Below are 25,260 nucleotides of genomic sequence, written 5' to 3'. Positions count from 1 at the left end.
TGTTGGCAGCATTCGCTCACCCCAGCCACCGCGATGCAATTTGAAATCCATTGGGTATATTATGATTATTTAAGGTAAAAACGGCTTATCATCAGGCGTCGGAGGTTCATCAATATGGCGCTGAGCACCACTTATCGACCTTTTAACCTCTTGCAAGCTATTGCCCTGACCGTTATGCAAATAGACTTCCAGTTGATTGAAGGCAATATTAATATCATTTTCCCGACATAATTTATCTATACTGCGGTTTACCTCATCAACTGTACGGCTTCGATCTCCCAGTTCCCTTACGTAAAGCCTCAATTCATGATCCAGCGTGCTGGCACCAAAACTCATAAAATAAACCTGTGGTTCCGGTTCATTCATTACACGATGATTACTTTTCGCCGCCTGCAACATGACTTCTTTCACCTTATCGAGATCGGAACCATAGGCGACACCAACTTTAATGATAATACGCGTGATAGTGTCAGAAAGGGTCCAGTTGATCAGGCGTTCTGTCACAAAAGCCCGGTTAGGAATGATGACCTCTTTGCGGTCAAAGTCAGTGATTGTTGTAGCCCGAATACGGATTTTACTGACTGAACCGGAATAAGTCCCTATTGTTACGGTATCCCCGATACGGACAGGGCGCTCAAATAAAATAATTAAGCCCGAAACAAAGTTGGCAAAGATTTCCTGTAACCCAAATCCCAAACCAACCGAAAGTGCCGCTGCCAGCCATTGTAATTTATTCCACGAAACCCCCAGTGTGCCCAGCGCACTAATTCCGCCAACGCCGATGATTAAATAAGTCAGCGTTGTCTTAATGGCATAAGAAGAACCCTGTTGTAGCTGTAAGCGGGACAACACTAATACTTCCAGTAACCCCGGCAGATTTCGCATCATAACCCATGAAATAACCAGCATTGCGACTGAGAGTGCCAAATCTTTCAGGGTAACGTGTTGCAGAATATTTCCCTGATCGGTTGTCGTGCTGTATTGCCACAGGTTTATTCCATCAAGGTAAGAGAAAACCGTTACCAGATCAGACCAAATCCAGTAAAACGCCATAAAAAAGATCAAAAACAGCACCATAGTCGTTAGACGTAATGATTGCTGATTAATCAGCTCCAAGGCCATTGGCGGTTCTTCGATAACTTCACCTTCCGCACCTTCTTTTGCCTGTGCCTGACGGCGAGACATGGCCCGGCGATATGCAATACGGCGGGCAGCAAGGCCTAATCCACGCAAACAGGATTGATAACAAATATGCCAGAGAAGCAGCAAATAAGCGCTGTAAAGCCAGCGTTCAGACAAGCGTAACGTAGTGTAGAAATAACCTGACACCATCAGCACTATCAGAATCAGTGGTGAAAAAGTCAACATTGTCACCACGATCGTGCGGATCATATGCGAACTTTTTTCACGCCATACCTGACGACAGAACGGAAAAACAAAAATAAAAACGAAGAGCAGGCAAATCAACACAGTACATTGACCGATAACATCATCAGCCAAGCGAAGCGGATGTTTAACTCCCAGAGTTACCCAGAACAAAATAGGCAGCAAAGCGACTGATAATCTGACCAAATTTTTGCGGAATAAGGAACAGACTTCTCTATCGAGTGAAAAATGCTGTTCTCCTATCCCGCCTCTTTCCAGAATTTGGTAACTGGAGCCATAGACAACCCAGAATAAAGCCAAATGACTGGAGAAATCCCATATCATTCCTCCCAGTTCATCCTCTGACTTCGAATACCAATAACCTATAGCCAGAATAATAGACGCCAGTGGCAACGTTTTTATCAGCGTCAGAACCAAAGCCAGTGGAGTATGTAGCTGACTATCCCTGCGTAGCTGCCCTATTTCAGCTGAAATTTTCTTCAAATGTGCATTAATACTTTTTGTCTGCCAACGCAGAAACAGGCCTACCAGTAATAGAGGAATGACAAAATGGACAGAGTTCTGCAACCCGGAAATAATCCCTCTGATAGTAAAATGCACACTAAAGTGAGTCAGCTCTTCATGTACTAAAATAGGCAATGATTTCAGCCAGACCCAGTTCATCGGCTTATTGCTGTTAACCCAGAAAATCTGTTGGGCGAGCGTCTGTTCCAGCGATTGTGTCACATTCAACAATTCCTGTTGATCCATCTGTAAATTAATCGCTTGTGTGATCTGCTGTCCTAACTGGTTATTCAATTGATTCAGTAACTCTCGACGAATTTCCAGCAATTGCCCTATCGCATTACGGATTTCTCCAACAGCTTCCTGAGATTCATTTTTTATATCATTGGCATGCTGATTCAGCAGTTGATTAATATAATCGTCCACTAAATAAAGTTGATCGCGCTGTTGTGCGATTTCAAACTGCTCCAGCCGTAAATCAGCAATCTTCGTAGGTAAATCCTTTGTCAGGACAGTTTGGGGAACCTTTAGCTGTTCCTGAAACAAAATGCGCGATAGCAATAAACTACCGCGTAACACCTTAACCTGTTCTTTTAAATCACGTTCAGACTGGATAGCTCTGTCTAAAAAATTCTTCACCTGAATTTTTTTCTTCACCAGCTGATTATTATCCCGTGTCGCCGCGACCAGACGCTCACTGAATTCACGGTTCACCATAATTTCTTCTCTGACCAGCGGATTAGACTGAATATGGGGACTGGTATCGTCTGAATTCTGGGCTTCTTTGGCAGTTTCCTCCGAATCAATTAAGTGCTTTCCATTGACCATATCCTGAATAAACTGGACATGCCGCTCTAATTGTTCAATCTGAAAGGAGGTATAATCGCGCTGTAACTGTAGAAGGGTTTGCAGCTGTGTATTTGCGCGCAAAGCTGATTTTTGATATTCCTTTTGCTGCGTCAGGAAAGCTTGCTCTACCTGTAATAATTCAATCTCAGTATGGCGAACGTCCGATTGCTCCGTAACAGCATTATTAAGTAAATTACGGAGTTGCTGTAATCTTTGGACATTATTAAACAGCAGATTTTGTGTCCGTTCAGGCTGCGTTTGCAACCCAATCAACTGACTATTGTAGTTAGCGAGGTTGTCCTGCGCCTTTTGTAAACTGTTAAGTGTAACACTCTGTTTAGATTCAAGTTGTTTCAGCGATAAAGTCGCCAGATTGTGCTTATATTCATCCTCATTTTGTTGAGAATTATTTTTCAGGCTCGCTAACTCAGCTGTGAGTAGTTGTGACTTCTGAGGTAATTGCTGTAAATTTTTTTCCAGCTGCTCAGAATCCTGCTGAATCTTCTCGATCTTATCAAAGAAAGAAAGTGCTTTTTCCAAATCAGCGATCGAGGCTCTCTCTTCAAGAGTATGCTCATTACGGTCCGTTAACACCTTAAGCTGATTCTGGATATCATCACGTGTTGGTACATCATTGCTGAATGCAGCCGAGGCCGGGTGAAGAAAAAACAGCAGAAAAAAAAGCAGGCTGATTAGACCCAGCTGGCGAAAATATAATATATCGGGCCTTTTGTTGCATGACAGACCCGCTTTGTTGAGTAAGACACTCAAACCGCGGTTAAATAGAACCATGAATTAATCTACTCATCGTTTACAGATAATGGAATGATAGCACTGAAGTACCGGCAATTCTGCTCGTTAAGAAAGAGCCATCACCATAATGTATAGATGCATAGCCTTTACTGCTTAATTATCTTTTTATTGGTTTCACTTACTCAGTACGATGCATTTTCAATGCGACGCAAGTGACGACTATATTTTAGGGTGTCAATAAAGCCATCCACCAGAGACTCAGATTGTGCCTGAATATTAAAACTCTCTGGTGCAAATAACCAATTTTCAAGCAACCCTGTCATTAATGCCCTTAACATGATGGCTGAACGCCTTATATCAAGATTATAAGGTAGCTCTCCTGACTGAATACACATAACCAACATGTCTTCTATTTTTTGATAATCAGAAATACAGACTTCTCTAATCTGTTCAGCTAATGAAGACATTTCTCCAACAAACTCACATTTATGGAAAAATATTTCCATTAATAAACGATTTTGAGAATCAGTCGTCATGACTTTTAGTAGAAAAATTAATATATATCGCAATACGAGGAGTGGATTATTAGGATATTTTGCCTGATACTCTTTCTCTAACGCGTCTATTTTGTTTGCTGGCATTTTGCACACAGCAAAAAGCAAATCAGTTTTATTTTTAAAGTGCCAGTAAATTGCACCTCGCGTTACACCCGCTGCAACCGCGATTTCAGACAATGATGTTGCAGACACACCACGCTCAGAAAAAACCTTTATCGCGGCTTCGATAATGTGTTGGCGGGTTTCGTTAGCTTGCTGTTTAGTTTTTCGTGCCATTTTCATGCCATAAACTTTGTTTTTGACTCAAGGCTGATTTACATACATTCATGTATGTTTGTACTATAGCACCGCTCATTAATGAAGTAATAATTTCACTCGTTAACGCTCATAAAGCTCGAGAGTTTACATTGAAAAATTGAGGTTTACTTATGCTAAAAAACAGAGGGGTTTTGCCTCTGGCCACATTACTGGTACTTTCAGGCAGCTTCATTCTCTCAGGATGTAACGATAATCAAAATACTCAGCAAAGGGCTGCTGGCGAGCAGGCTCCTGAAGTCGGTATCGTGACGCTCAAAGCTGAACCTCTGACAGTCATCACTGAATTGCCGGGTAGAACTTCAGCTTTCCGAGTTGCCGAAGTCCGTCCCCAAGTCAGTGGCATCATTCTGAAACGTAACTATAAAGAAGGTAGTGATATCACCGCCGGAGAATCACTCTATCAAATTGATCCAGCAAGCTATCAGGCTGATTACAATAAAGCCAAAGCAAACTTGGCCAGAGCGACAGCAAATGAAAACGTCGGCCATTTAACTGTTGAACGCTATAAGCCACTGCTGGGGACACAATATGTCAGTAAGCAGGAATTTGATAAAGCTAACTCTGATTACGCTCAGGCTGTCGCAGATGTTCAGTCTGCTAAAGCAGCGCTGGAAAGTGCCCGTATCAATTTAGCCTATACCAAAGTCACTGCGCCTATCTCCGGACGTATAGGTAAATCGGCAGTTTCTGAAGGTGCTTTGGTTTCTGCCGGTCAGACAACGGCACTGACGAGTGTTCAGCAATTGGATCCGATTTATGTTGATATCACCCAATCCAGTGATGATTATCTGCGACTTAAAAATGAAATCGCAAAAGGTACGATTCAGCGAGAAAACGGCAAGCCCAAAATTCATTTAGTCACAGATACAGGAATGGAATACAGCCAGACGGGCCACCTTGAGTTTTCTGATATTACCGTTGAGGAAACAACAGGCACCATCACAATGCGCGCAGTTTTCCCAAATCCGAATGAAGAACTACTTCCGGGTATGTTTGTCCGTACCAAGCTGGAGGAAGGTGTTCGCCATAATGCGATTCTGGTCCCACAACAAGCCATTTCCAGAACGCCTCGTGGGCAGGCAACAGCACTGATTGTTGATAAAGATAACAAGGTAGAATTGCGTTATCTCAAAGCCCCTCAGGCAATTGGTAATAAGTGGCTCGTCACTGAAGGGTTGAAGGCCGGGGATAAAGTGATTGTCACAGGTCTGTTTAAAGCTGCGCCGGGAGCTACTGTTCAGCCAACAGAAGTGGATCTGGATGCCAAACCTGAAACAAATAAAACTGAATCAGCCAAAAAATCTCAATAAAGGAGTTGGGGATTCATGCCTAAGTTTTTTATAGAACGACCAATCTTTGCATGGGTAATTGCGATTATCACCATGCTCGCTGGTCTGTTGGCGATAATGAAATTACCTGTGGAGCAATATCCTGCCATTGCTCCTCCATCGATTGTTATTTCGGCCACTTACCCTGGAGCTGACGCAATAACGTTACAAAATACGGTCACTCAGGTTATCGAGCAAAATATGAATGGTATCGATAACCTTGTGTATATGTCTTCCAACAGCGACTCAGCAGGCCGTACTAGTATCACTCTTACTTTTGAAGCAGAAACCAATGCTGATACAGCTCAGGTTCAGGTACAAAATAAACTACAGCAGGCGCTCCCTCTGTTACCTCAGGAGGTCCAACAACAAGGTGTTAGCGTTGAGAAAACAACCAGCTCATTTTTAATGGTTGCGGGTTTCATTTCTGAGAATAATACCATGTCTCAGGAGGACATTTCCGATTACGTTGGAGCCAATGTCAAAGATTCCCTGAGCCGCGTGGCTGGAGTGGGTGAAGCCATGCTTCTTGGTACTCAGTATGCCATGCGTATCTGGCTCGATCCCGATAAACTGGTCAACTATAAAATGACTGCGCTGGATGTCATGAAGAGCATTAAGGAGCAGAATAATCAGGTTGCCGCCGGACAATTAGGGGCAACGCCTTCTGTTCCCGGTCAGCGTCTGAATGTTTCTATTATTGCCCAGACTCGCCTGAGCTCTCCTGAGCAGTTTAGTCGGATCCTGCTGCGTGTTACTCCTGATGGTTCCAAAATCACTCTAGCCGATGTTGCCACTGTTGAACTCGGTGCCCAGCACTATAGTTTTCTTGCCCGATTTAATGGTAAACCGGCATCAGGTATAGGTATCAAATTAGCAACAGGTGCCAACGCGCTGGATACTTCTAAAGCCGTCAAGAAAGCACTGTCAGAGATGCAGCCTTACTTTCCGCATGGCTTAAATGTTGTGTACCCATATGACACCACCCCTTTCGTTAAGATTTCTATTTTCGAAGTGGTGAAAACACTGATAGAAGCTATCCTGTTGGTATTTGTTGTCATGTACCTGTTCCTGCAAAACTTCCGGGCTACACTGATCCCAACCATTGCTGTTCCGGTCGTATTGCTGGGTACATTTGCTGTTCTGGCTGCATTTGGTTATTCCATCAATACATTAACCATGTTCGCTATGGTATTGGCCATCGGTCTGCTTGTTGATGACGCAATCGTCGTAGTAGAAAACGTCGAACGTGTCATGCAGGAAGAAGGGCTTTCACCAAAAGAAGCAACAAAAAGATCAATGGGACAGATCCAAAGTGCTCTGGTCGGTATCGCGCTGGTTCTTTCCGCAGTATTTGTTCCGATGGCATTCTTTGGTGGCGCAACAGGGGCAATCTATCGCCAGTTCTCCATCACCATCGTCTCGGCAATGATCTTGTCTGTATTTGTTGCCCTGATCCTGACGCCAGCACTTTGTGCAACGATGCTTAAGCCGATTGCCAAAGGCAGCCACGGTATTCAGACAGGTTTCTTTGGCTGGTTTAACCGTTTATTCGAAAAAAGCACTCATCATTATACTGACAGTGTCGGGCGTATGCTGCGCGGTACAAGGCGTTATCTGTTGATTTATGTCGTGCTCATCGCAGGAACGGCTTTGTTATTCATTCGTATCCCGGCATCTTTCCTTCCAGAAGAAGATCAGGGTGTATTGCTGGCAATGGTTCAGTTACCTCCCGGCTCGACTCAGGAGCAAACACAGAAGGTACTGAATGAAATTAATGATTACTTCCATACCAATGAAAAAGACGTTGTTCAGTCTGTATTTACCTTAAACGGCTTTGGTTTCGCCGGTCAGGGGCAAAATATGGGGCTGGCGTTTGTCAGCTTAAAAGACTGGGATGAACGTAAGAAAGATAAAGATAAGGTTCCGGCAATTGTAAACCGAGCTAATATTCGTTTTTCACAAATAAAAGAAGGAATGGTATTCGCATTTAACATTCCGTCTATCGTGGAATTAGGCTCTGCCAGTGGTTTTGACTTCCAGTTAATTGATAAAGGAAACCTTGGGCATGAAGCACTGACAAATGCCCGTAATCAGTTACTGGGCATGGCGGCTCAAAATTCAGATATACTGACCGGTGTGCGTCCTAATGGTCAGAATGATACGCCTCAATATCGCTTCTACATTGATCAGGAAAAAGCAGAAGCACAGGGTGTCTCCATCAATGACATTAATATCACGCTCAGTACAATGTTTGGCGGTACTTATGTGAATGATTTTATTGATCGTGGCCGTATTAAGCAGGTCTACGTTCAGGCTGATGCCCGTTTCCGTATGCTGCCAAAAGATATTGCCAAATTATATGTCCGGAACCTCTACGGTGAAATGGTGCCATTTTCTACATTCATGGATACTACCAAAGAACCTTGGATCTACGGTCCTCCGCGCCTTGAACGCTATAACGGATTACCATCCATGGAAATTGTTGGTGAAGCCGTACTTGGAAAAAGTACTGGTGAAGCAATGGCTTTGATGGAAAAACTTGCGTCACAATTGCCGGCTGGTATTGGCTATGACTGGACGGGAATGTCTTATCAGGAACGACTTTCAGGTAATCAGGCTCCGGCTTTATATGCCCTGTCTCTGCTTGTAGTATTCCTCTGTCTGGCAGCCCTGTATGAAAGCTGGTCCATACCATTCTCTGTAATGTTAGTGGTTCCATTAGGTGTTATTGGTGCATTACTGGCAACCTTTATGCGTGGTATGGATAATGACGTCTACTTTAAAGTTGGTTTGCTGACAACAATCGGCCTGTCTGCAAAAAATGCCATCCTTATTGTTGAATTCGCCAAGGACTTGATGGAAAAAGACGGCAAAGGACTTATTGAATCAACGATGGAAGCAGTCAGAATGCGCTTACGCCCTATTCTGATGACATCTCTGGCGTTCATGTTAGGTGTCATGCCTCTGGTACTGAGCAACGGTGCAGGTTCCGGTGCTCAAAATGCCGTAGGAACTGGCGTACTGGGTGGAATGATTGCAGCGACATCTCTGGCAATTTACTTCGTCCCTGTATTCTTCGTTGTGATTAAACGCCGTTTTAGCAAGAAAAATGAGGATACTGAACACATTTCATCTCCTCATTAAATTCAATAAATAACTTTAAAGGCCACTCCGGTGGCCTTTAATATTGGACAAATGGCATTAGATGAAAAATTTTTTCACTGATATTTCAACAAAAGACAAACACTCTTACAGTAAGCAAAATAAATATTTATAAAAAATACCTTACATTTAAAAGTGATACCTTTACGTTTTTTATAATAAAGGGAAGATAAGTCGGGAACTTAGCATCTTTTTCTTCTGATTAGCCATTTAATGATAAAAAATGTTCCCCCACACTGATGACATATGCAATAATGGCATCACATTCATTTTTAACGCTGCAATACAATTCATATATAGGCCAAACCCAAGTTGCAAGCATAAAGCCAACTTATAAACACTATGATCGATAACTACGTGTAAGATGCTTATGTAAGTGAGTAATGCTAACAGCGCAGCCAGCAAAAAAGTAGCAATTTGAAAGAGGGTAGGTATATAATGATTTGCGTACCTATTGCTATAACATTCACTATATTAGTATAATTCAATATATTCAATGACACATGCGTTTACACCCACCTTTTAGCTGATAGCTAGCCTTTGGCCGAAGCCTGAAGTAAATTGGCAATCGTTTAAATGAACTGGTGGTGAACAGAAAAACAGAGTTTTATTATTAATAAATAATAATCATGTTTTGATAGGCTCAATTTTAAAAGAACGACTATAATAATTGATATGTATAAGCCTTAGTTCAAATAAGCCGTGCGTTGTTTACGGGAGGGTGTTTATGGATGAATATTCACCAAGAAGACATGATATTGCTGAATTAAAGTACTTATGTGAAAATTTAATTCACGAAGCATTTTCAGTGTTGAATCGCACTGATAATCATTGGATCAATGATCTGACTTCCGAAAAAAACTTAAGACTAAACGAATTGATTGAGCACATTACGGCGTTTGTCTGGGGTTTTAAAATTAAATATACTGATAACTACAATCTCAGTACCTTAATTGATAAATATCTGGATGAAACATATAATTTGTTTGGTAGTGATAAGATAAGCTTTGTTGAACTAACAAACTGGCAAAGAACAAACGAACACTTAACGAGTATTCTACTACATGATTTGAACGCTTCTTTAAGCAAAATCTGATAAATATATTCTTAACCATTTTTATACCAAATAAGATAAGGCGACCATGACTAAAACTGACTATCTGATGCGTTTGAGAAAATGCACTTCTATTGAAACGCTGGAACGTGTAATTGAAAAAAACAAATATGAGCTTTCGGACGATGAACTGGAATTGTTCTATTCCGCAGCTGACCACCGTCTGGCTGAACTGACCATGAATAAACTCTATGACAAAATCCCATCGTCTGTCTGGAAATTTGTTCGATAATACGTTGTCGTGATCAGATAGGAAGTAGTGAAGGCCGGTAACTATTATCGGCTCCCCATATATTGGTTATTTCTTGATTAAACTGAATATGGGATGAGAATAGCGGACCGAAAAAATGGGTGAGGGCTCTATCAGCGACATCCCAGCACACACATCCCCTGCTATGGCTGCTTCTTTCCAGATCTGACCAAGTTAACAAGTTAGCATTGCGGGAGAACCAATAGAGCCCTCATTGACGTTTGCTTTTAACTTCAAAGCGGCGCTCATTATCTTGCATACTATTAAAAATAGCAAGCCACTCTAGTCTAAATGTCTATTTATTAGACATAACACAGCCCCAGTGACAACTCATTTATTTTACTGAATCGCATTACCACAGTGCTAATTGCAGACTCTACACAAGAGCCAGAACGGTTATGTATCTTTTCTATACACAATGAATTTTGAAGTTCACCAATGGTGACCAAAGAGTCCCCCTACAACATAAATAACCGAACCGTATGTTGATACCAGAGTAAATGTCACCAACAAAAGAGGCAACCAGGAAAGGTGGAGAGTATAATTCATGAAAATTATAATCATGCTCTTAATTAAAATAACAAATAAAATAGTTTAATAAGATTACTCACTAGCGGCTTTCTATTTAAATAGATTTAATCACCACCATATTAAAAAAATGATATTTAAAGAATTACACTTAAAAAATTATTGCTCAAGCACAGTAAAACAATCATTAAACTAAATAACCAACCAATAAAAATGACTAATACGACTATAAGTGTAACAATCAATAAATAAATTCGGTAACATAAAATATCAATTTAAAATTATGTATATCAATGGATTTCATCAGTATTTCGGTAGCAAGGGAAAGAAGAGCTAACCGGAACCAACCAGAGGCTGGCCTCCGGTGAGAGGCTTAATCCTCTAATTAGTCTCTGGAAACATCGTAGACAGCTGTATGTTAAAAAACGGTAGTGGGAAAGAAACACATCAATTGTAGGCACTTTCTCCATGTGCAGTAATATCTAACCCTTCTCTTTCTGATTCAATACTGATGCGTAACCCGATTGCCTTATCAGCAATCTTGAATGAGAGATAAGCGGCTACAGCTGACCAGATAACACACACCAAGATGCTAACCGCCTGTACACCAACCTGCTTTAGCATCGTCATACCTTCCGAAAACCCGGTCCCGCCCAAAGTAGACGCAGTAAAAATACTCGTCAATAAACAACCAATAATGCCGCATACGCCATGAACACCAAAAACATCACAGACATCATCGACACGCAACCAGCGTTTTAATACAACCACACCCCATAAACCAGTGATACCAGCGATTATACCAATCACCAGAGCCCCCCCAATGCCAACAGTCGCAGCTGCGGGGGTTATGGCAACAAGCCCGGCAATACAGCCAGAGCATGCACCTAAAAGAGAGGGTTTATTGCGGAATACCCATTCTGAAAAAACCCATGACAACACGGCTCCTGCCGTTGCTGCCATTGTATTCACAAGTGCCAATGCTGCAATAGCATTTACCGCTCCAGCCGAGCCGACATTGAATCCAAACCAGCCAATATAAAGGATCGCCGTGCCAATAAAAGTCATAGGCAGGTTATGCGGTTTAAAGGATTCCTTGCCAAACCCAGAGCGTTTCCCTAGTAAGTAAGCACCAACTAAACCTGCAACAGCGGCGTTAATATGCACAACTGTTCCACCAGCAAAATCCAGAGCTCCATCCTGAGCCAGCCAGCCACCACCCCACACCATATGAACCATAGGAATATAAGAAGCAGTAAACCACAATACTATGAAAATCAGTAACGCAGAAAAACGGACTCTTTCACACAAGGCTCCAACAATTAAAGCCACAGTTATACAGCCAAATGCGCCCTGAAAAACGACATAAATTAATTGATAGAAACTACCACTTAAATCAGTGATGGATATATCTTTCAGCATAACTTGCTTAAACCCACCGAAAAAAGGGTTCCCGGCTTCAAAAGAAAGACTATAACCATAAATAATCCAAAGAACCCACACGAGTGAAAAACTGACAATCACTTGTGACATCAATGACAAAACATTCTTACGGCGCAACAATCCACCATAGAATAAAGCAATACCGGGTATAGTCATAAAAATCACAAGGATTGTATTTATCAACATAAATACAGTATCAGCTTTATCTACCGAATTTCCCGCCGCAAAAGCACAAGAAGGAACTCCAGCCACAATGCTGGCCATAATTAATTGCAGTTTTCTCATTTCTCTTCCCCCATTCACAATGCCGCATCATTAACTTCACCTGTCCTAATCCTGACGGCATGCTGTAATTCAAAAACAAAGATCTTGCCATCACCCATTTTTCCCGTAAAAGCAGCCTGCTTTATCACATGAATAATTTCTTCTACTCGTTCATCATGAGTGGCAATATCAAGTTTTACTTTTGGTAAAAAGTTGACACTGTACTCAGCTCCCCGATAAAGCTCTGAATGGCCTTTTTGACGACCAAAACCCTTTACTTCAGTGATAGTCATGCCCTGTATGCCTATCTCTGAAAGGGCTTCCCTTACCTCTTCTAATTTAAAAGGCTTAATGATGGTAGTGATCAACTTCATATCTCCCCCGTTTTTTATCTGTACTTACCAAATAGTATTTACAAGAATGAACTACAGGAGATAGTTGCAAAGGGAATGCCAAAAATTAAAAGTTATTTTTAGTCAAAGAGTTATAAATGAATTGTACTGAAAGAAGATGTAAGAACGGGAGTAACTTGTTCAGCCACTCCCGATATGCACACTAAATGTGCAGAGGTTCGTTTAATGTTTCGCCTACTTGTTGCAGCTGATACATTTGGTAATAACGGCCACGCCTTTCCAGTAGCTGTTGATGCTGCCCCTGCTCTACAATTGCACCACGATGCAGCACAAATATGGAATCAGCCTCAACAATCGTTGAAAGACGATGAGCTATAACTACCAAGGTTGTCTGTTTGCGGATCATCCGTAATGCCTGTTGAACGGATTGTTCTGTTCCTGAATCAATATTTGCTGTCGCTTCATCCAGAATCAGAATTTGTGGTGTTTGCACCAGGACACGGGCCATTGCCAAAAGTTGCTTTTGCCCAGCAGAAAGCGTATTCCCCTGCTCTCCCAGTCTTGAATAAATACCTTCCGGTAATTTTCGTACAAACCCAGCCAGTTGCACAACCTCCAGTACCTGCCAGACTTTTTCCTCACAAATATCTCGTCCTAACGTGATATTATCGAAAAATGAGGTAGCCAGAATAACAGGATCCTGCTGAACCATTGCCACACCATTGCGCAAGGTGGTATGGGAAAGAGAAAATACCGACCGCCCATCAAGATAAATTTCACCGCTTTGCCATGGGTAATACCCCATCAACAAATTAGCCAGTGTACTTTTACCACTGCCAGTATGCCCAACTAAAGCAATAAAACCCCGTGATGGTACATGCAGATTGATATTATCTAACACAACTTTGTCATTACGATAAGCAAAGCTTAAATTTTCAACATCAATTCTGCCGCTCGTTAGAATCTGTTTATCAACACCATACTGCTGCTGAGGGCTATCCATTAATTCAAAAACGCGCTCACCTGAAACCACCGCCTGCTGTAATAGCGACTGCTGCGCTGTCAGTTCAATCAGTGGCTCATTCAAGCGTCCAAGGTAACTGATAAATGCATACAATACCCCTACCCCAATAAAGTCTGTTCCCTGAAAACCAAACAACAGTAATAAACCACACAATACTGCAGCAGAAAACAGGCTCAACAAAGGCCTTAACAGAACGCCATCCAAACGCAACGCTTGCATTCGCGCCTGATAGTGAGCCCGGTTAGTAGCAAACAGTTTCTCACCAAAGCGCGCCTGCTGACGAAACTGCTGGATGACAGTCATACCATTAATGGCTTCATTAAAAACATTATTAATGTCAGCAAGGTACCCTCTTACCCGCCGAATAATAGGCGTACTGAAACGCTGATAAAGTATCATGACCAGAAAAACAGCAGGGAAGATAGTCAGCGCAACACTCGCCATACGCCAGTCTAAAAAGAACATTGCCATTAGCATTGCGGCAATCAGTGCAACACTACGAAAAACCGTAGGAATGACATTCACAAACAGATCTTTGATAACTTCCGTATCATTTGTCACACGGGAAATTAATTGCCCGACAGGTTGGCTATCAAAAGTACTTAGCGGCTGACGCAGAGCTGAATCCATAACATCTGTTCGAATTTGCTGCACTACTCCTACAGATGCCTGATTAAACAGTAGAGATTGGAAATAATGTAATGCAGCAGCCACCACCTGCAATATCAAAAATACAGCCGCAAGGCCACAGGCAATACCAAGCGGGATGTGGCCGGTTGAAACCATATTATCGATAAAATAACTGATGAGCATTGGACCACTGACTTCTGCCAGAGCAGCTACCCATAACATAATTACAGCCAGAACAATGGGCTTGCGATGATGTTTACTGTAAGACAGCAGGCGCTTTAAAGACGGCCAGAGTTTTCGTGTATTAGGCTTTTCCATACCAGTGTTACTCATATTCACCATCCAATGCAGCTTCAAGTTGTTGGTATTGGTACATTTCTGAATACCAACCAGATTGTGCAATGAGCTGTTTATGCTGCCCCTGTTGAGAAATCATGCCATTTTGCATAACCAGAACATTATCAGCTTCTACTAAAGCGGATAATCGGTGCGCACTGATAATAACAGTACGCTGTTGCCGCCATTGACTGAGGTTTTTCATGATCTGATGCTCAGTCTGGCCATCTACAGCAGAAAGGGCATCATCCAAAATCAAAATTTCTGCATCTAATAGAAGTGCTCTTGCGATAGAGATGCGTTGCTTTTGACCGCCAGAAAGCATCACACCCCGCTCTCCAACTTCTGTTTGATAACCTTGTGGTAACCGCAGAATATCATCATGAACATTTGCTAAACGGGCAACTTCCTCAATTTGTTCTTGAGTAGCATCTGGACGCCCTAAGGCAATATTCCCTGAAACCGTATCTGAAAACAAAAAAGGTGTCTGGTTCACAACAGCCAGCCGTGAGCGCCATTCATCCATCCTCAATGTAGAAACATTTTGGGACTGGAATAGAATTTCACCATCAGTAATATCAAACTGACGTTGCAATACAGCGAGTAATGTACTTTTTCCTGACCCAGTCGGCCCACAAATGCCTAATAACTGCCCCGGCAATAACTGAAAATAGATATTCTGCAAAACAGGTTCACTATAACCGGGATAAATAAAGGTGTTGATATTAGCAGTTAATGTGCCACGCACCGCAGATAAGGCGTGTGAACCGTCTTCAATCACCAAAGGCTCCTGTAACAGACTGAGAATACGCGTATATGCCGCACTACCACGCTCAACAATGTTGAACATCCATGCCAGCGCTAACATAGGCCAAATCATCAACCCTAAGTACATGACAAAGCTTGTCAGCTCTCCCAGTGTCAGAGAACCATTTACTACCATCCAGCTTCCTCCACCGACTGCCAGTAGGTTAGAAAAACCGATGGCAATAAAGATAGTGGGATCAAAACGAGCATCGACTCGTGCAACACGCATATTTTTGCGGCCAGCTTCGGTGGCTACTTCTTCAAACTGACTGGATTGTAGGTCTTCCAATCCAAAAGCTTTGATCATTCGAATACTGGTTAAACTTTCCTGAGCATGGTTATTCAGTGCAGAAAAAGCACCTTGGGCTAATTTAAAACGATGGTGAAGCTGTTGACCGTACCGTTTAATTACTAATGCCATAATAGGCATAGGTAGCAATGATAATAGAGTCAATTGCCAGCTTATCTCTACGCTCATCACAATAAGTACAGCGCATCCCATGACTAAGGCATCAACGAAAGTAAGTACTCCCTCACCTGCTGCAAAAACAACTCTATCAACGTCATTTGTTGACCGGGCAATTAAATCCCCCGTTCTGTGACGTAAATAAAATTCAGGATCCTGACGGCTCAATCTCTGGTAAAAATCACTACGCAGCTTAACAGCCAAACGATAGGAGGCTCCAAATAACCATACCCGCCAAACGTATCGCAGCCCATATATAGCTACGGCTATAACGAGCATGATGCCTATCCACATCAATAACTGATTGGATGACATTGTTTTGGTACTGACGCCATCAACAATAATTCCAACCAGACGTGGGGGAATTAATTGTAATATCGCAACCATCACCAGAAAAATAATGGCTCCTAAATAGCGGCGCCATTCACTAAGAAAATACCAACGTAATTGAGAAAATAATCTCACAAAACTATTCCCGAGGTAAAAAATGAAAGGATCAGCGCCCACTTCACCAAAGAGATTTTAGTCATTGTCTAATCTGGTATAGGTAACGCCGTTGTATATTTTATTTTTTCCATTGCAAAGTTTGAGGTTACATCTATCAAGCCAGGTATCCCATTAACCATGCGTTTGTAGAACCGATCATAACTTTTCATATCAACAACTTCTACATGCATTAAATAATCATATTCTCCAGCCATACGATAGAACGTTAAAACCTCCGGCATCTCTTTGACAAAAGTAACAAACTGCTCATACCACTCACTACTGTGTTGCTGAGTTTTTATCATGACAATCACAGTCAGGCCTAATCCAAGCTTCTCTCCATTAAGCAACGCAACTTTTCCAACGATATATCCTTCATCTTCAAGCCGTTTAAGACGTTTCCAGCAAGGTGTAGAAGTCAAATTAACGGCTTCTGCCAACGTATTCAAGGACAGACTACAGTCCTGTTGGAGCAGCTTTAATAGCTTGCGGTCTGTTTTATCTAACATACCTATATCCTGTAGAAAATTTTCCTAAAAATAAAGAACAGCTTCAAAAAGATAACAACCTATTTCTCCAAATGTAAGAGTATTCTATACATTGAAAATATATTTTACCCAGGGTCAATTTATGTCATCTTTATGGGCTGCTAATGCCATAAAATCTATTCAAGCTGATTATCAACGTAGTGCTGATACCCATCTAATTAAACTCAATCTACCCATGTTTCCAGAGATTGATCTGTATCTTAAAGATGAAAGTACTCATCCTACCGGTAGCCTTAAACACCGACTGGCTCGCTCACTTTTCCTTTATGCACTCAGTAATGGCTGGATAGATGAAGGAACACCCATTATTGAAGCCTCATCCGGCAGCACCGCTGTTTCTGAAGCTTACTTTGCCCGTTTACTTGGCCTGCCTTTTATTGCAGTAATGCCTACCTGTACAGCTAAACGCAAAATTCAGGAAATAGAATTTTACGGTGGAAAATGTCACTTTGTAGAACATTCAGCCCTGATTTATGAAGAGTCAGAACGTCTGGCAAAAGAATTGAATGGCCATTATATGGATCAATTCACTTATGCTGAACGCGCAACTGACTGGCGAGGTAACAATAACATTGCCGAAAGCATTTTCCGCCAGATGGAATTAGAGCCCTTTCCTGAACCGACTTATATTGTGATGGGAGCAGGAACTGGCGGAACCTCCGCAACACTGGGCCGTTATATGCGCTATCAGGGACACGCTACCAAGCTTATTGTTGTTGATCCTGAAAACTCCGTTTTCTATGATTGCTACCAACAGAATTGCCGACAAATCCGTAGCAGTACCAGCAGTAGAATCGAAGGTATTGGGCGCCCTCGTGCTGAACCTTCTTTTATACCCGATGTAATCAATGGCATGATGCAAGTTCCTGATTGTGCGTCTATCGCCACTATCCACTGGCTGGAAAAACTCATTGGCAGAAAAACAGGTGCCTCGACAGGAACCAATGTCTGGGGAGCTTTACAGTTAGCCAAGCAAATGCATGATAACAACCAGCAAGGTTCCATCGTAACTTTGTTATGTGATAGCGGCGAACGCTACCTTGATACCTATTACAATCCTGACTGGGTAAAAAATAATATCGGTGACCTCACGCAATATCTCACACAACTACCCAAATTAAATAGTTATGAGTAACATACCTTCTTCAATTTAAAAAGGTAGGTATCATGAAACGAGCCGTTGTTGTATTCAGTGGTGGGCAAGATTCCACCACTTGCTTAATTCAGGCACTCCGCCAATATGATGAAGTCCATTGTGTCACTTTTGACTATGGTCAACGCCACCGTGCTGAGATTGATGTTGCCAGCCGCATCAGTAAAGAGCTTGGTGCAGCCGCCCATAAGGTACTTGATGTTACTTTATTGAATGAGCTTGCAGTCAGCAGCCTGACAAGAGATAACATTCCTGTACCCGATTTTAGTGAAAGCGAAAAAAATGGCCTACCAAATACGTTTGTTCCTGGCCGCAATATACTGTTCTTAACTCTGGCTGCAATTTATGCATATCAGGTTGAAGCTGAAGCCGTTATTACTGGTGTTTGTGAAACTGATTTTTCCGGTTACCCTGACTGCCGTGATGAGTTTGTCAAATCCCTAAACAATGCAGTCTGTCTCGGCATCGCTCGCAACATACGCTTTGAGACTCCCCTAATGTGGCTCAACAAAGCAGAAACCTGGGCGTTAGCGGATTATTACCAAAAACTGGACTTTGTTCGTTCCCAGACTCTCACTTGCTATAACGGTATGCAGGGAGATGGCTGTGGTGAGTGCGCAGCCTGCCATCTTCGTGCTAACGGATTAAATGTTTATTTAAATAATGCCGAGTCGACAATGGCAGAAATGAAATCCAAAACGCAACTGAACTAATACAAATAATTCAGTCTATCAGTGGGAGATACCAGATATCTCTCACTTTACTGTTTCATTTTTAAACTCATTTAATCTTTCGCGTAATTCACCTTCAAGCACTAACGTTTGTTGTGTCTTTAAATCAACGCAAACAAATGTACTCAAAGCATCAGCGATAACCCTATTATCTCCTTTACGTATAATTTTCTGAAAAAAAGTACCACTTTTGTTACGTAATTCCTGCATGGATGAATGCACTTCCAATTCATCTCCTAGCACGGCTGGATGACGATAGTTAATATTAATATTGGCTACAATAAAAGCAACTTTATTATTATTTAACCACTGCAACGTGTCACTGTCAGAAAACAAATCCCAACGAGCAGCCTCCATAAACTCTAAGTAACGCCCATTATTTACATGTTGGAAAACATCAATATGATAACCTCTGACTTTGATAATTGTACTCATGACTCTTTTCCTTAAACTCATCTGACCAGAAAGTGATTAACAATAGCAAAACATTTTAATTACAATAATGTTTAATCAATGATTCTTGATCAGTATCACAGCCCCCTTGATAAGATCATTTGTGTATTTACCAAGAAGGCTTTTAATCAGTGGATTAATTTATCTCGATTTTTTTCTATAAATGCTGGACCAATACCTTGCACTTCCTGTAGCTGCTCAATGGCTGTAAATGAGCCATATTTTTCACGATACTCAATAATTGCCTGTGCTTTTTTGGCACCAACGCCATTAAGTTCTTTCGCTAATTGTTCAGCACTCGCTGTATTGATATTGACTTTTCCTGAAAGCGTTTTTTCTTCCTTGTTATTTAATTCACTTTTTTCAGCCGTTATCTTATGAGGGTCAGTTGGTTGAACCTGTGCTGTTTTATTAACAAGCTCTCCTGCTGCAACAGCATAAGACAATGGCATACTGATACCCAAAATAAGAAAAAATGAATTAAATAGTCCCTTTAGATACTTCATAAAAATTCCTCCATGTTTTGTTGACGGATAAAAGAGTGCCATAACAAAATTTCAACACAACAGGGAAGATCCAGATATGCGAAAGGCCACGAAAGTGGCCTTTTTCAATTACTATTTTGCAAGAGAAATTGCGAATAGCATCGCAATTTAATCAATTTGCCCTAATTTAATCTCAGCATTATCACGCAAATTATTGATCAGGGATTCAAACATAGTATTGCTAATCTGATACTGCTCCATCATCATTGCCTGTTTAATCTGCTCTTCCGAAATAGAGCCTGGAATGACTTTATCTAATTGAATCAGGACAGTATTACCAACTCCATCATACGCTAACCCATATACAGGTTTACCGTCTTTAGGGTGAGGCAGCGTAAATAATACATCAGTAACCGGACTGGTTTTACGTGCCATTATCGTTGGTTCACCAAACTGAATTCCTGCCGTTTTCAGTGCTTGATCGCCCTTGCCTGCTTTTAATGCTGTAAGCAGGTTTTCACTATCAACCTGTAACTGTTTTTCAGCTTTCTGACGTTTAACCAACTCAGTCACCTCAGTTTTGGCTTCTTCAAATGGCAAAATAGATTCAGGTTTAACCTCATCAACGCGAATGATAAAGGCCCTGTCACCATCAACAGATATCACGTCAGAATTGGTTCCTGAAGGGCTTTTATCATCAACCAAATTACCAAAGAAAATCGCCTGAACGACCTGACTGAAATTGATATCTGCCGGAACGTGGTCTCTATCAAACCAGTCAGTAGTGACTGCTTTATAACCTGCCGCCTGCTCTGCCGCTGCTAAAGACTCATTATCATTGGCTGCAGCTTCACTCACTTTTCTCTGTAATGCATAAAATGCATCAATCGCTTTTTCCTGCTTAACCGTTTTCTCTATGGCTGAACGCTCATCAGCAAGTGGCTTCACTACCTGAGGCTTAATATCATCCAGACGGAAAACTGCATAACCATTAGACAATTTTATAACAGCAGAAAGTTGCCCTTTTTCTGTTAAATGAGCTGATTTGATTTCGTCAGGTGAGGAGCTATCTTCCATCCAACCAAGATCCCCTCCTTGTTTAGCAGAATATTTATCTGTTGATTTTTCTTCTGCTAATTTGCTGAAATCAGCTCCTTTTTTCAATTCATCCAGAGCCGATTTTGCATCAGCTTCAGATGCCAGCTGGATAAGACTGTATTTCTTTCTTTCTGGCTGCGTATATTTTGACAGGTTGTTTTTATAGTACTTTTCAATATCAGCGTCAGTCACGGTAACATTTTTCAGTTCATCCGCAGCATCCATCTTGATGTAACTGATTTTGACTTTCTCAGGAACAGTGAAATGCTTACTGTTCATATTGTAGTAATTTTTCAGCTCTTGATCTGTCACAGACTGCTGTGCTTCAATTGATTTCAGTTCAAGAGTTGCCAGACGAGCCGTTCTTTCCTGTAGTGATAACTCAGCAAGCTGCTTAATTTCTGCTGGTAAAGCAATTTCGGTACTCATTAATATTGTACGCAGCTGGCGGGAAATCAGATCCTGCCGAATCTGCTCCGCATAATTATCCGGATTCAGGCCGGCGTTTGTGAGCACCTGTAAATATTTTTCGTTATCAAATTTACCGTCAGTCTGGAAATAACTCTGCTTACGGATTTCTTCCTTTACCTGTTCGTCGCTAGCTGATAATCCCAGCTTATTTGCATATTGTTCAAGCAAAACGGTATTGATAATACTGTCCAGTGACTGGCGTTTCAAAGCTCTCACTTCCTGCTCATTACTTAGCAGGGCAGAGAATTGATCTCCCAGCCTTTCTTGTAGTGACATTTTATCTTGTTGAAATACCTGCTCTAACTGAGCACGACTAATGGTTTGACCATTCACTTTGGCAGCATAATTACCGCCTTCACTTGACAGGTAGCCTGTTAAACCCGTCACCAAAAAGGTCAGGATAATTAGAGCCAACACGATTTTAAGCACTGGGCCATTTGCCGCTGTGCGTAGGTTGTCCATCATAAAGACGTAAAACTCCGCTTTAGTGAAAAAGAAACTGCCATATTACGCTAATTCGAACGCTAAGAGAAAAAAAGCGCATCAATCAAGTGACGCGCTTATATTTTAACCTATCGATTCCAGCCAGTCAGTTTAATCTGCACGGTACTTACAAATGACAGCTTTGTTTGACGACATCTTGAACCCATAGGGTATAACTTTAATGGTAAATAAGGTGGCTATGTAACAATTACCCGTTAACAGCATCTTTTAAGCCTTTTCCGGCACGGAAAGCAGGTACATTTGCTGCTGCGATTTTGATTTCTTTGCCTGTCTGAGGGTTACGTCCTATGCGAGCGGCCCGCTCACGTACAGTAAATGTACCAAACCCTACTAAAACGACATCATCACCGCCTTTCAATGCTCCAGAAACTGAAGAAATGAATGCATCTACTACACGCCCGGCTGCTGCTTTAGAGATATTCACATCAGCAGCAATTTTGTCGATCAGTTGTGACTTATTCACGCTTATCATCCCCATTTAGTTTTACTATCGTAACAAACGCCTATTTATAACGGCTAACACGACAGTCTTGCCGTTATATCAATCAATTCCAGTATTAGCAAGAAATCATAGAACAGCAAAATATTTAATCAGATCTTTAGATTAAGATAACTTAATGAGACAAAAAAAGGCTGGCAAGCCTGAATTAGCTTACCAGCCTTATTTTCATACATAGTCTTGATTCAGCTCACTATTTTTGTACTACTTTAGTGATACCACCTCTGCACCAAATGCAGGCTCCTGCAAAGCAATAGTCAAAACATCTTCTATACGCTTAACAGGGTGGATTTCCAAATCCTGAATCACGTTCTGAGGAATTTCTTCCAGATCGCGTTTATTCTCATCAGGGATGATGACCGTTTTAATTCCGCCACGATGAGCTGCCAGCAATTTTTCTTTCAAACCACCAATAGGCAGAACGAGCCCACGCAGCGTAATTTCACCAGTCATCGCCACATTGGCATTAACCGGATTACCAGTCAGGCAGGAAACCAGCGCTGTACACATTGCGATACCTGCACTCGGGCCATCTTTAGGTGTTGCGCCCTCAGGCACATGAACGTGAATATCGCGCTTTTCGTGGAAATCAGAACTGATGCCCAGCTTATCCGCGCGAGCCCGGACTACTGTCAACGCAGCCTGAATGGATTCCTGCATGACTTCTCCCAATGAACCGGTGTAAGTCAATTTGCCTTTACCCGGAACACTGGCTGTTTCGACGGTCAGTAGATCGCCACCAACTTCAGTCCATGCAAGCCCGGTTACCTGGCCAACACGGTTTTCGGTGTCAGCACGACCATAATCCACTTTCTGAACACCCAGATAATTTTTCAGGTTTTCAGCATTGATCTCGATATGCTTAAGCGCTTTATCCATCAACAATGCCTTAACCGCCTTACGGCACAGTTTGGAAATTTCACGTTCCAGACTACGCACACCGGCTTCACGGGTGTAATAACGGATAATGCCGAGAATCGCACCATCATCGATGGTCAGTTCGTCTTTTTTCAATGCATTGCGTTCAATCTGTTTAGGTAACAGATGGCGCTTGGCAATATTCAGTTTTTCGTCTTCGGTGTAACCTGACAAGCGGATCACTTCCATACGATCCAGCAAAGGTGCCGGAATATTCATGGAATTGGATGTCGCCACAAACATCACATCAGACAGATCATAATCCACTTCAAGATAATGATCGTTAAATGTCACGTTCTGTTCAGGATCAAGAACCTCCAGCAAAGCCGATGCTGGATCACCGCGCATGTCAGACGACATTTTGTCAATTTCATCTAACAGGAACAGTGGGTTTTTAACCCCGATTTTAGACATTTTCTGTATTAACTTACCCGGCATTGATCCGATGTAAGTACGACGATGTCCACGTATTTCTGCTTCATCACGTACTCCACCCAGTGCCATGCGGACGTATTTACGGCCAGTTGCACGAGCAATGGAACGCCCCAGTGAGGTTTTACCCACACCCGGAGGCCCAACCAGACAAAGTATTGGTCCCTTGATTTTACTGACTCGACTTTGTACTGCCAGATATTCAAGGATACGCTCTTTGACTCGTTCCAGACCGTAGTGATCGGTATCCAGTATTTCCTGAGCTTTTACCAAATCTTTTTTCACTTTGCTGCGTGCGTTCCATGGAACCTGCACCATCCAGTCAATGTAGCTGCGCACAACCGTCGCTTCCGCTGACATTGGGGACATCATTTTTAATTTTTGCAGCTCAGCTTCTGCTTTTTCCCGTGCCTCTTTAGGCATCTTGGCATTTTCGATCTTACGTTTCAGCGTCTCATATTCGTCAGGCGCATCATCCATCTCACCTAATTCTTTCTGAATCGCCTTCATTTGCTCATTCAGGTAGTATTCGCGCTGGCTTTTTTCCATCTGTTTTTTAACGCGATTACGAATTCGTTTTTCTACCTGTAGCAGATCGATTTCTGATTCCATCATTGCAATCAGATATTCAATGCGCTCAACAACATCAGACATTTCTAAAACAGCCTGTTTGTCATTGATTTTTAATGGCATATGAGCAGCAATGGTATCAGCCAGTTTTGCGGCATCCTCAATACTGTGTAGTGATGTCAGCACTTCCGGCGGGATTTTTTTATTCAGTTTGATATAGCCTTCAAACTGATTAATCGCAGTTCTTACCAGAACTTCCTGCTCGCGCTCATCAACGATCGGGGAGTCCTGATATTCAACCTGCGCATAAAAGTATTCACCGTTATCTGTCAGTGTCGTAATACGGGCACGCTGCAAGCCTTCAACCAGAACCTTCACTGTGCCATCTGGTAATTTCAGCATCTGTAGAACAGAAGCCACTGTACCTACGGAGAATAGATCATTGACTCCCGGTTCATCAGTGGATGCTTCTTTCTGCGCTACCAACATGACCTGTTTGTCATGATCCATTGCTGCTTCCAGACAATGAATCGACTTCTCTCGCCCAACAAACAGAGGGATCACCATATGTGGGTAAACCACTACATCGCGCAAAGGCAATACAGGGATTTCTATGCGTTCGGAACGCTCAGGATTCATAGAGCTCTCTCTTCGTTTAGCTTTCGCCAGTTTTTAGGAATCTCGTGAAACACGGTTTTCACGAGTTTCACTTCAAAGAATATAAAATATATGGGGACAGGAATCCGACATTCAATAGCCTGAGTCTGCAAAAAGCAAAATGAGGGAGAATCCCTCATTTTATTTTTTCAATGCGAATTGATGGCCGGTACTTCTTAC

The 25,260-nt window shown here is 42.0% G+C and carries 18 protein-coding genes and 1 other RNA gene; 6 read left to right on the top strand and 13 right to left on the bottom strand.

Annotated elements, in window-relative coordinates:
* Window positions 1-69: 69 nt before the first annotated feature.
* Together mscK and acrR are read right to left on the bottom strand one after the other, a co-directional pair.
* On the bottom strand, window positions 70-3,531 hold the full coding sequence (gene mscK / locus AACS90_RS06735) for a mechanosensitive channel MscK (RefSeq protein ID WP_099122229.1): 3,462 nt from the start codon (window positions 3,529-3,531) through the stop codon (window positions 70-72).
* A gap of 143 nt (window positions 3,532-3,674) precedes the next feature.
* Window positions 3,675-4,325, bottom strand: a complete 651-nt coding sequence (gene acrR, locus AACS90_RS06730) for a multidrug efflux transporter transcriptional repressor AcrR (protein ID WP_099122228.1) — start codon at window positions 4,323-4,325, stop codon at window positions 3,675-3,677.
* A gap of 152 nt (window positions 4,326-4,477) precedes the next feature.
* Here acrR and AACS90_RS06725 point away from each other — a divergent pair, with 152 nt between their 5' ends.
* From AACS90_RS06725 to AACS90_RS06710, 4 genes are all read left to right on the top strand, one after another.
* Window positions 4,478-5,677: an efflux RND transporter periplasmic adaptor subunit gene (locus tag AACS90_RS06725; RefSeq protein ID WP_099122227.1), complete on the top strand. Its 1,200-nt coding sequence runs from the start codon at window positions 4,478-4,480 to the stop codon at window positions 5,675-5,677.
* A gap of 15 nt (window positions 5,678-5,692) precedes the next feature.
* The gene (locus tag AACS90_RS06720; RefSeq protein ID WP_099122226.1) at window positions 5,693-8,842 is read left to right on the top strand and encodes an efflux RND transporter permease subunit; all 3,150 of its coding nucleotides are present in this window, start codon (window positions 5,693-5,695) and stop codon (window positions 8,840-8,842) included.
* A gap of 745 nt (window positions 8,843-9,587) precedes the next feature.
* Complete coding sequence (gene tomB / locus AACS90_RS06715) at window positions 9,588-9,956, top strand: Hha toxicity modulator TomB (RefSeq protein WP_099122225.1); 369 nt, start codon at window positions 9,588-9,590, stop codon at window positions 9,954-9,956.
* 46 nt (window positions 9,957-10,002) lie between these two features.
* Complete coding sequence (locus AACS90_RS06710) at window positions 10,003-10,206, top strand: HHA domain-containing protein (RefSeq protein WP_010845060.1); 204 nt, start codon at window positions 10,003-10,005, stop codon at window positions 10,204-10,206.
* 126 nt (window positions 10,207-10,332) lie between these two features.
* Here the strand turns inward: AACS90_RS06710 and ffs are convergent.
* From ffs to AACS90_RS06680, 6 genes are all read right to left on the bottom strand, one after another.
* Window positions 10,333-10,429, bottom strand: an RNA gene (ffs, locus tag AACS90_RS06705) — signal recognition particle sRNA small type.
* A gap of 770 nt (window positions 10,430-11,199) precedes the next feature.
* Entirely contained in the window at window positions 11,200-12,480 is a 1,281-nt protein-coding gene (amtB, locus tag AACS90_RS06700; RefSeq protein WP_099122224.1) for an ammonium transporter AmtB, read from the bottom strand.
* A gap of 14 nt (window positions 12,481-12,494) precedes the next feature.
* Complete coding sequence (gene glnK, locus AACS90_RS06695; RefSeq protein WP_099122223.1) at window positions 12,495-12,833, bottom strand: P-II family nitrogen regulator; 339 nt, start codon at window positions 12,831-12,833, stop codon at window positions 12,495-12,497.
* 181 nt (window positions 12,834-13,014) lie between these two features.
* A complete protein-coding gene (locus tag AACS90_RS06690; RefSeq protein WP_099122222.1) occupies window positions 13,015-14,808 on the bottom strand; it encodes a SmdB family multidrug efflux ABC transporter permease/ATP-binding protein in 1,794 nt (597 codons plus the stop codon).
* The gene (locus tag AACS90_RS06685; protein ID WP_099122267.1) at window positions 14,792-16,540 is read right to left on the bottom strand and encodes a SmdA family multidrug ABC transporter permease/ATP-binding protein; all 1,749 of its coding nucleotides are present in this window, start codon (window positions 16,538-16,540) and stop codon (window positions 14,792-14,794) included. Before AACS90_RS06685 ends, AACS90_RS06690 begins: the two co-directional genes overlap by 17 nt.
* A gap of 68 nt (window positions 16,541-16,608) precedes the next feature.
* The gene (locus tag AACS90_RS06680; protein ID WP_099122221.1) at window positions 16,609-17,070 is read right to left on the bottom strand and encodes an Lrp/AsnC family transcriptional regulator; all 462 of its coding nucleotides are present in this window, start codon (window positions 17,068-17,070) and stop codon (window positions 16,609-16,611) included.
* A gap of 121 nt (window positions 17,071-17,191) precedes the next feature.
* On the opposite strand from AACS90_RS06680, the gene AACS90_RS06675 reads away from it, so the two are divergent.
* A complete protein-coding gene (locus AACS90_RS06675; RefSeq protein ID WP_099122220.1) occupies window positions 17,192-18,244 on the top strand; it encodes a PLP-dependent cysteine synthase family protein in 1,053 nt (350 codons plus the stop codon).
* Between the two features lie 32 nt (window positions 18,245-18,276).
* Entirely contained in the window at window positions 18,277-18,975 is a 699-nt protein-coding gene (gene queC / locus AACS90_RS06670) for a 7-cyano-7-deazaguanine synthase QueC (RefSeq protein WP_099122219.1), read from the top strand.
* Between the two features lie 42 nt (window positions 18,976-19,017).
* Here queC and AACS90_RS06665 read toward each other — a convergent pair whose 3' ends face one another.
* The 5 genes from AACS90_RS06665 to lon form a co-directional block, all read right to left on the bottom strand.
* Entirely contained in the window at window positions 19,018-19,428 is a 411-nt protein-coding gene (locus tag AACS90_RS06665; RefSeq protein WP_099122218.1) for an acyl-CoA thioesterase, read from the bottom strand.
* A 146-nt stretch (window positions 19,429-19,574) separates the two neighbouring features.
* The gene (locus tag AACS90_RS06660) at window positions 19,575-19,952 is read right to left on the bottom strand and encodes a ComEA family DNA-binding protein (protein WP_099122217.1); all 378 of its coding nucleotides are present in this window, start codon (window positions 19,950-19,952) and stop codon (window positions 19,575-19,577) included.
* A 147-nt stretch (window positions 19,953-20,099) separates the two neighbouring features.
* Window positions 20,100-21,965, bottom strand: a complete 1,866-nt coding sequence (gene ppiD / locus AACS90_RS06655; RefSeq protein ID WP_099122216.1) for a peptidylprolyl isomerase — start codon at window positions 21,963-21,965, stop codon at window positions 20,100-20,102.
* A gap of 226 nt (window positions 21,966-22,191) precedes the next feature.
* Window positions 22,192-22,467, bottom strand: coding sequence for a nucleoid-associated protein HU-beta (gene hupB, locus AACS90_RS06650; RefSeq protein WP_153043670.1), 276 nt, complete (start codon window positions 22,465-22,467; stop codon window positions 22,192-22,194).
* Between the two features lie 240 nt (window positions 22,468-22,707).
* The gene (gene lon, locus AACS90_RS06645) at window positions 22,708-25,062 is read right to left on the bottom strand and encodes an endopeptidase La (RefSeq protein WP_099122215.1); all 2,355 of its coding nucleotides are present in this window, start codon (window positions 25,060-25,062) and stop codon (window positions 22,708-22,710) included.
* Window positions 25,063-25,260 lie beyond the last annotated feature (198 nt).

The organism is Xenorhabdus sp. KK7.4, assembly GCF_963876465.1.
Classification (GTDB): domain Bacteria; phylum Pseudomonadota; class Gammaproteobacteria; order Enterobacterales; family Enterobacteriaceae; genus Xenorhabdus; species Xenorhabdus stockiae.
Note: the sequence above shows the minus strand (reverse complement) of the source record. Positions and strands in the feature narration are given on the sequence as shown.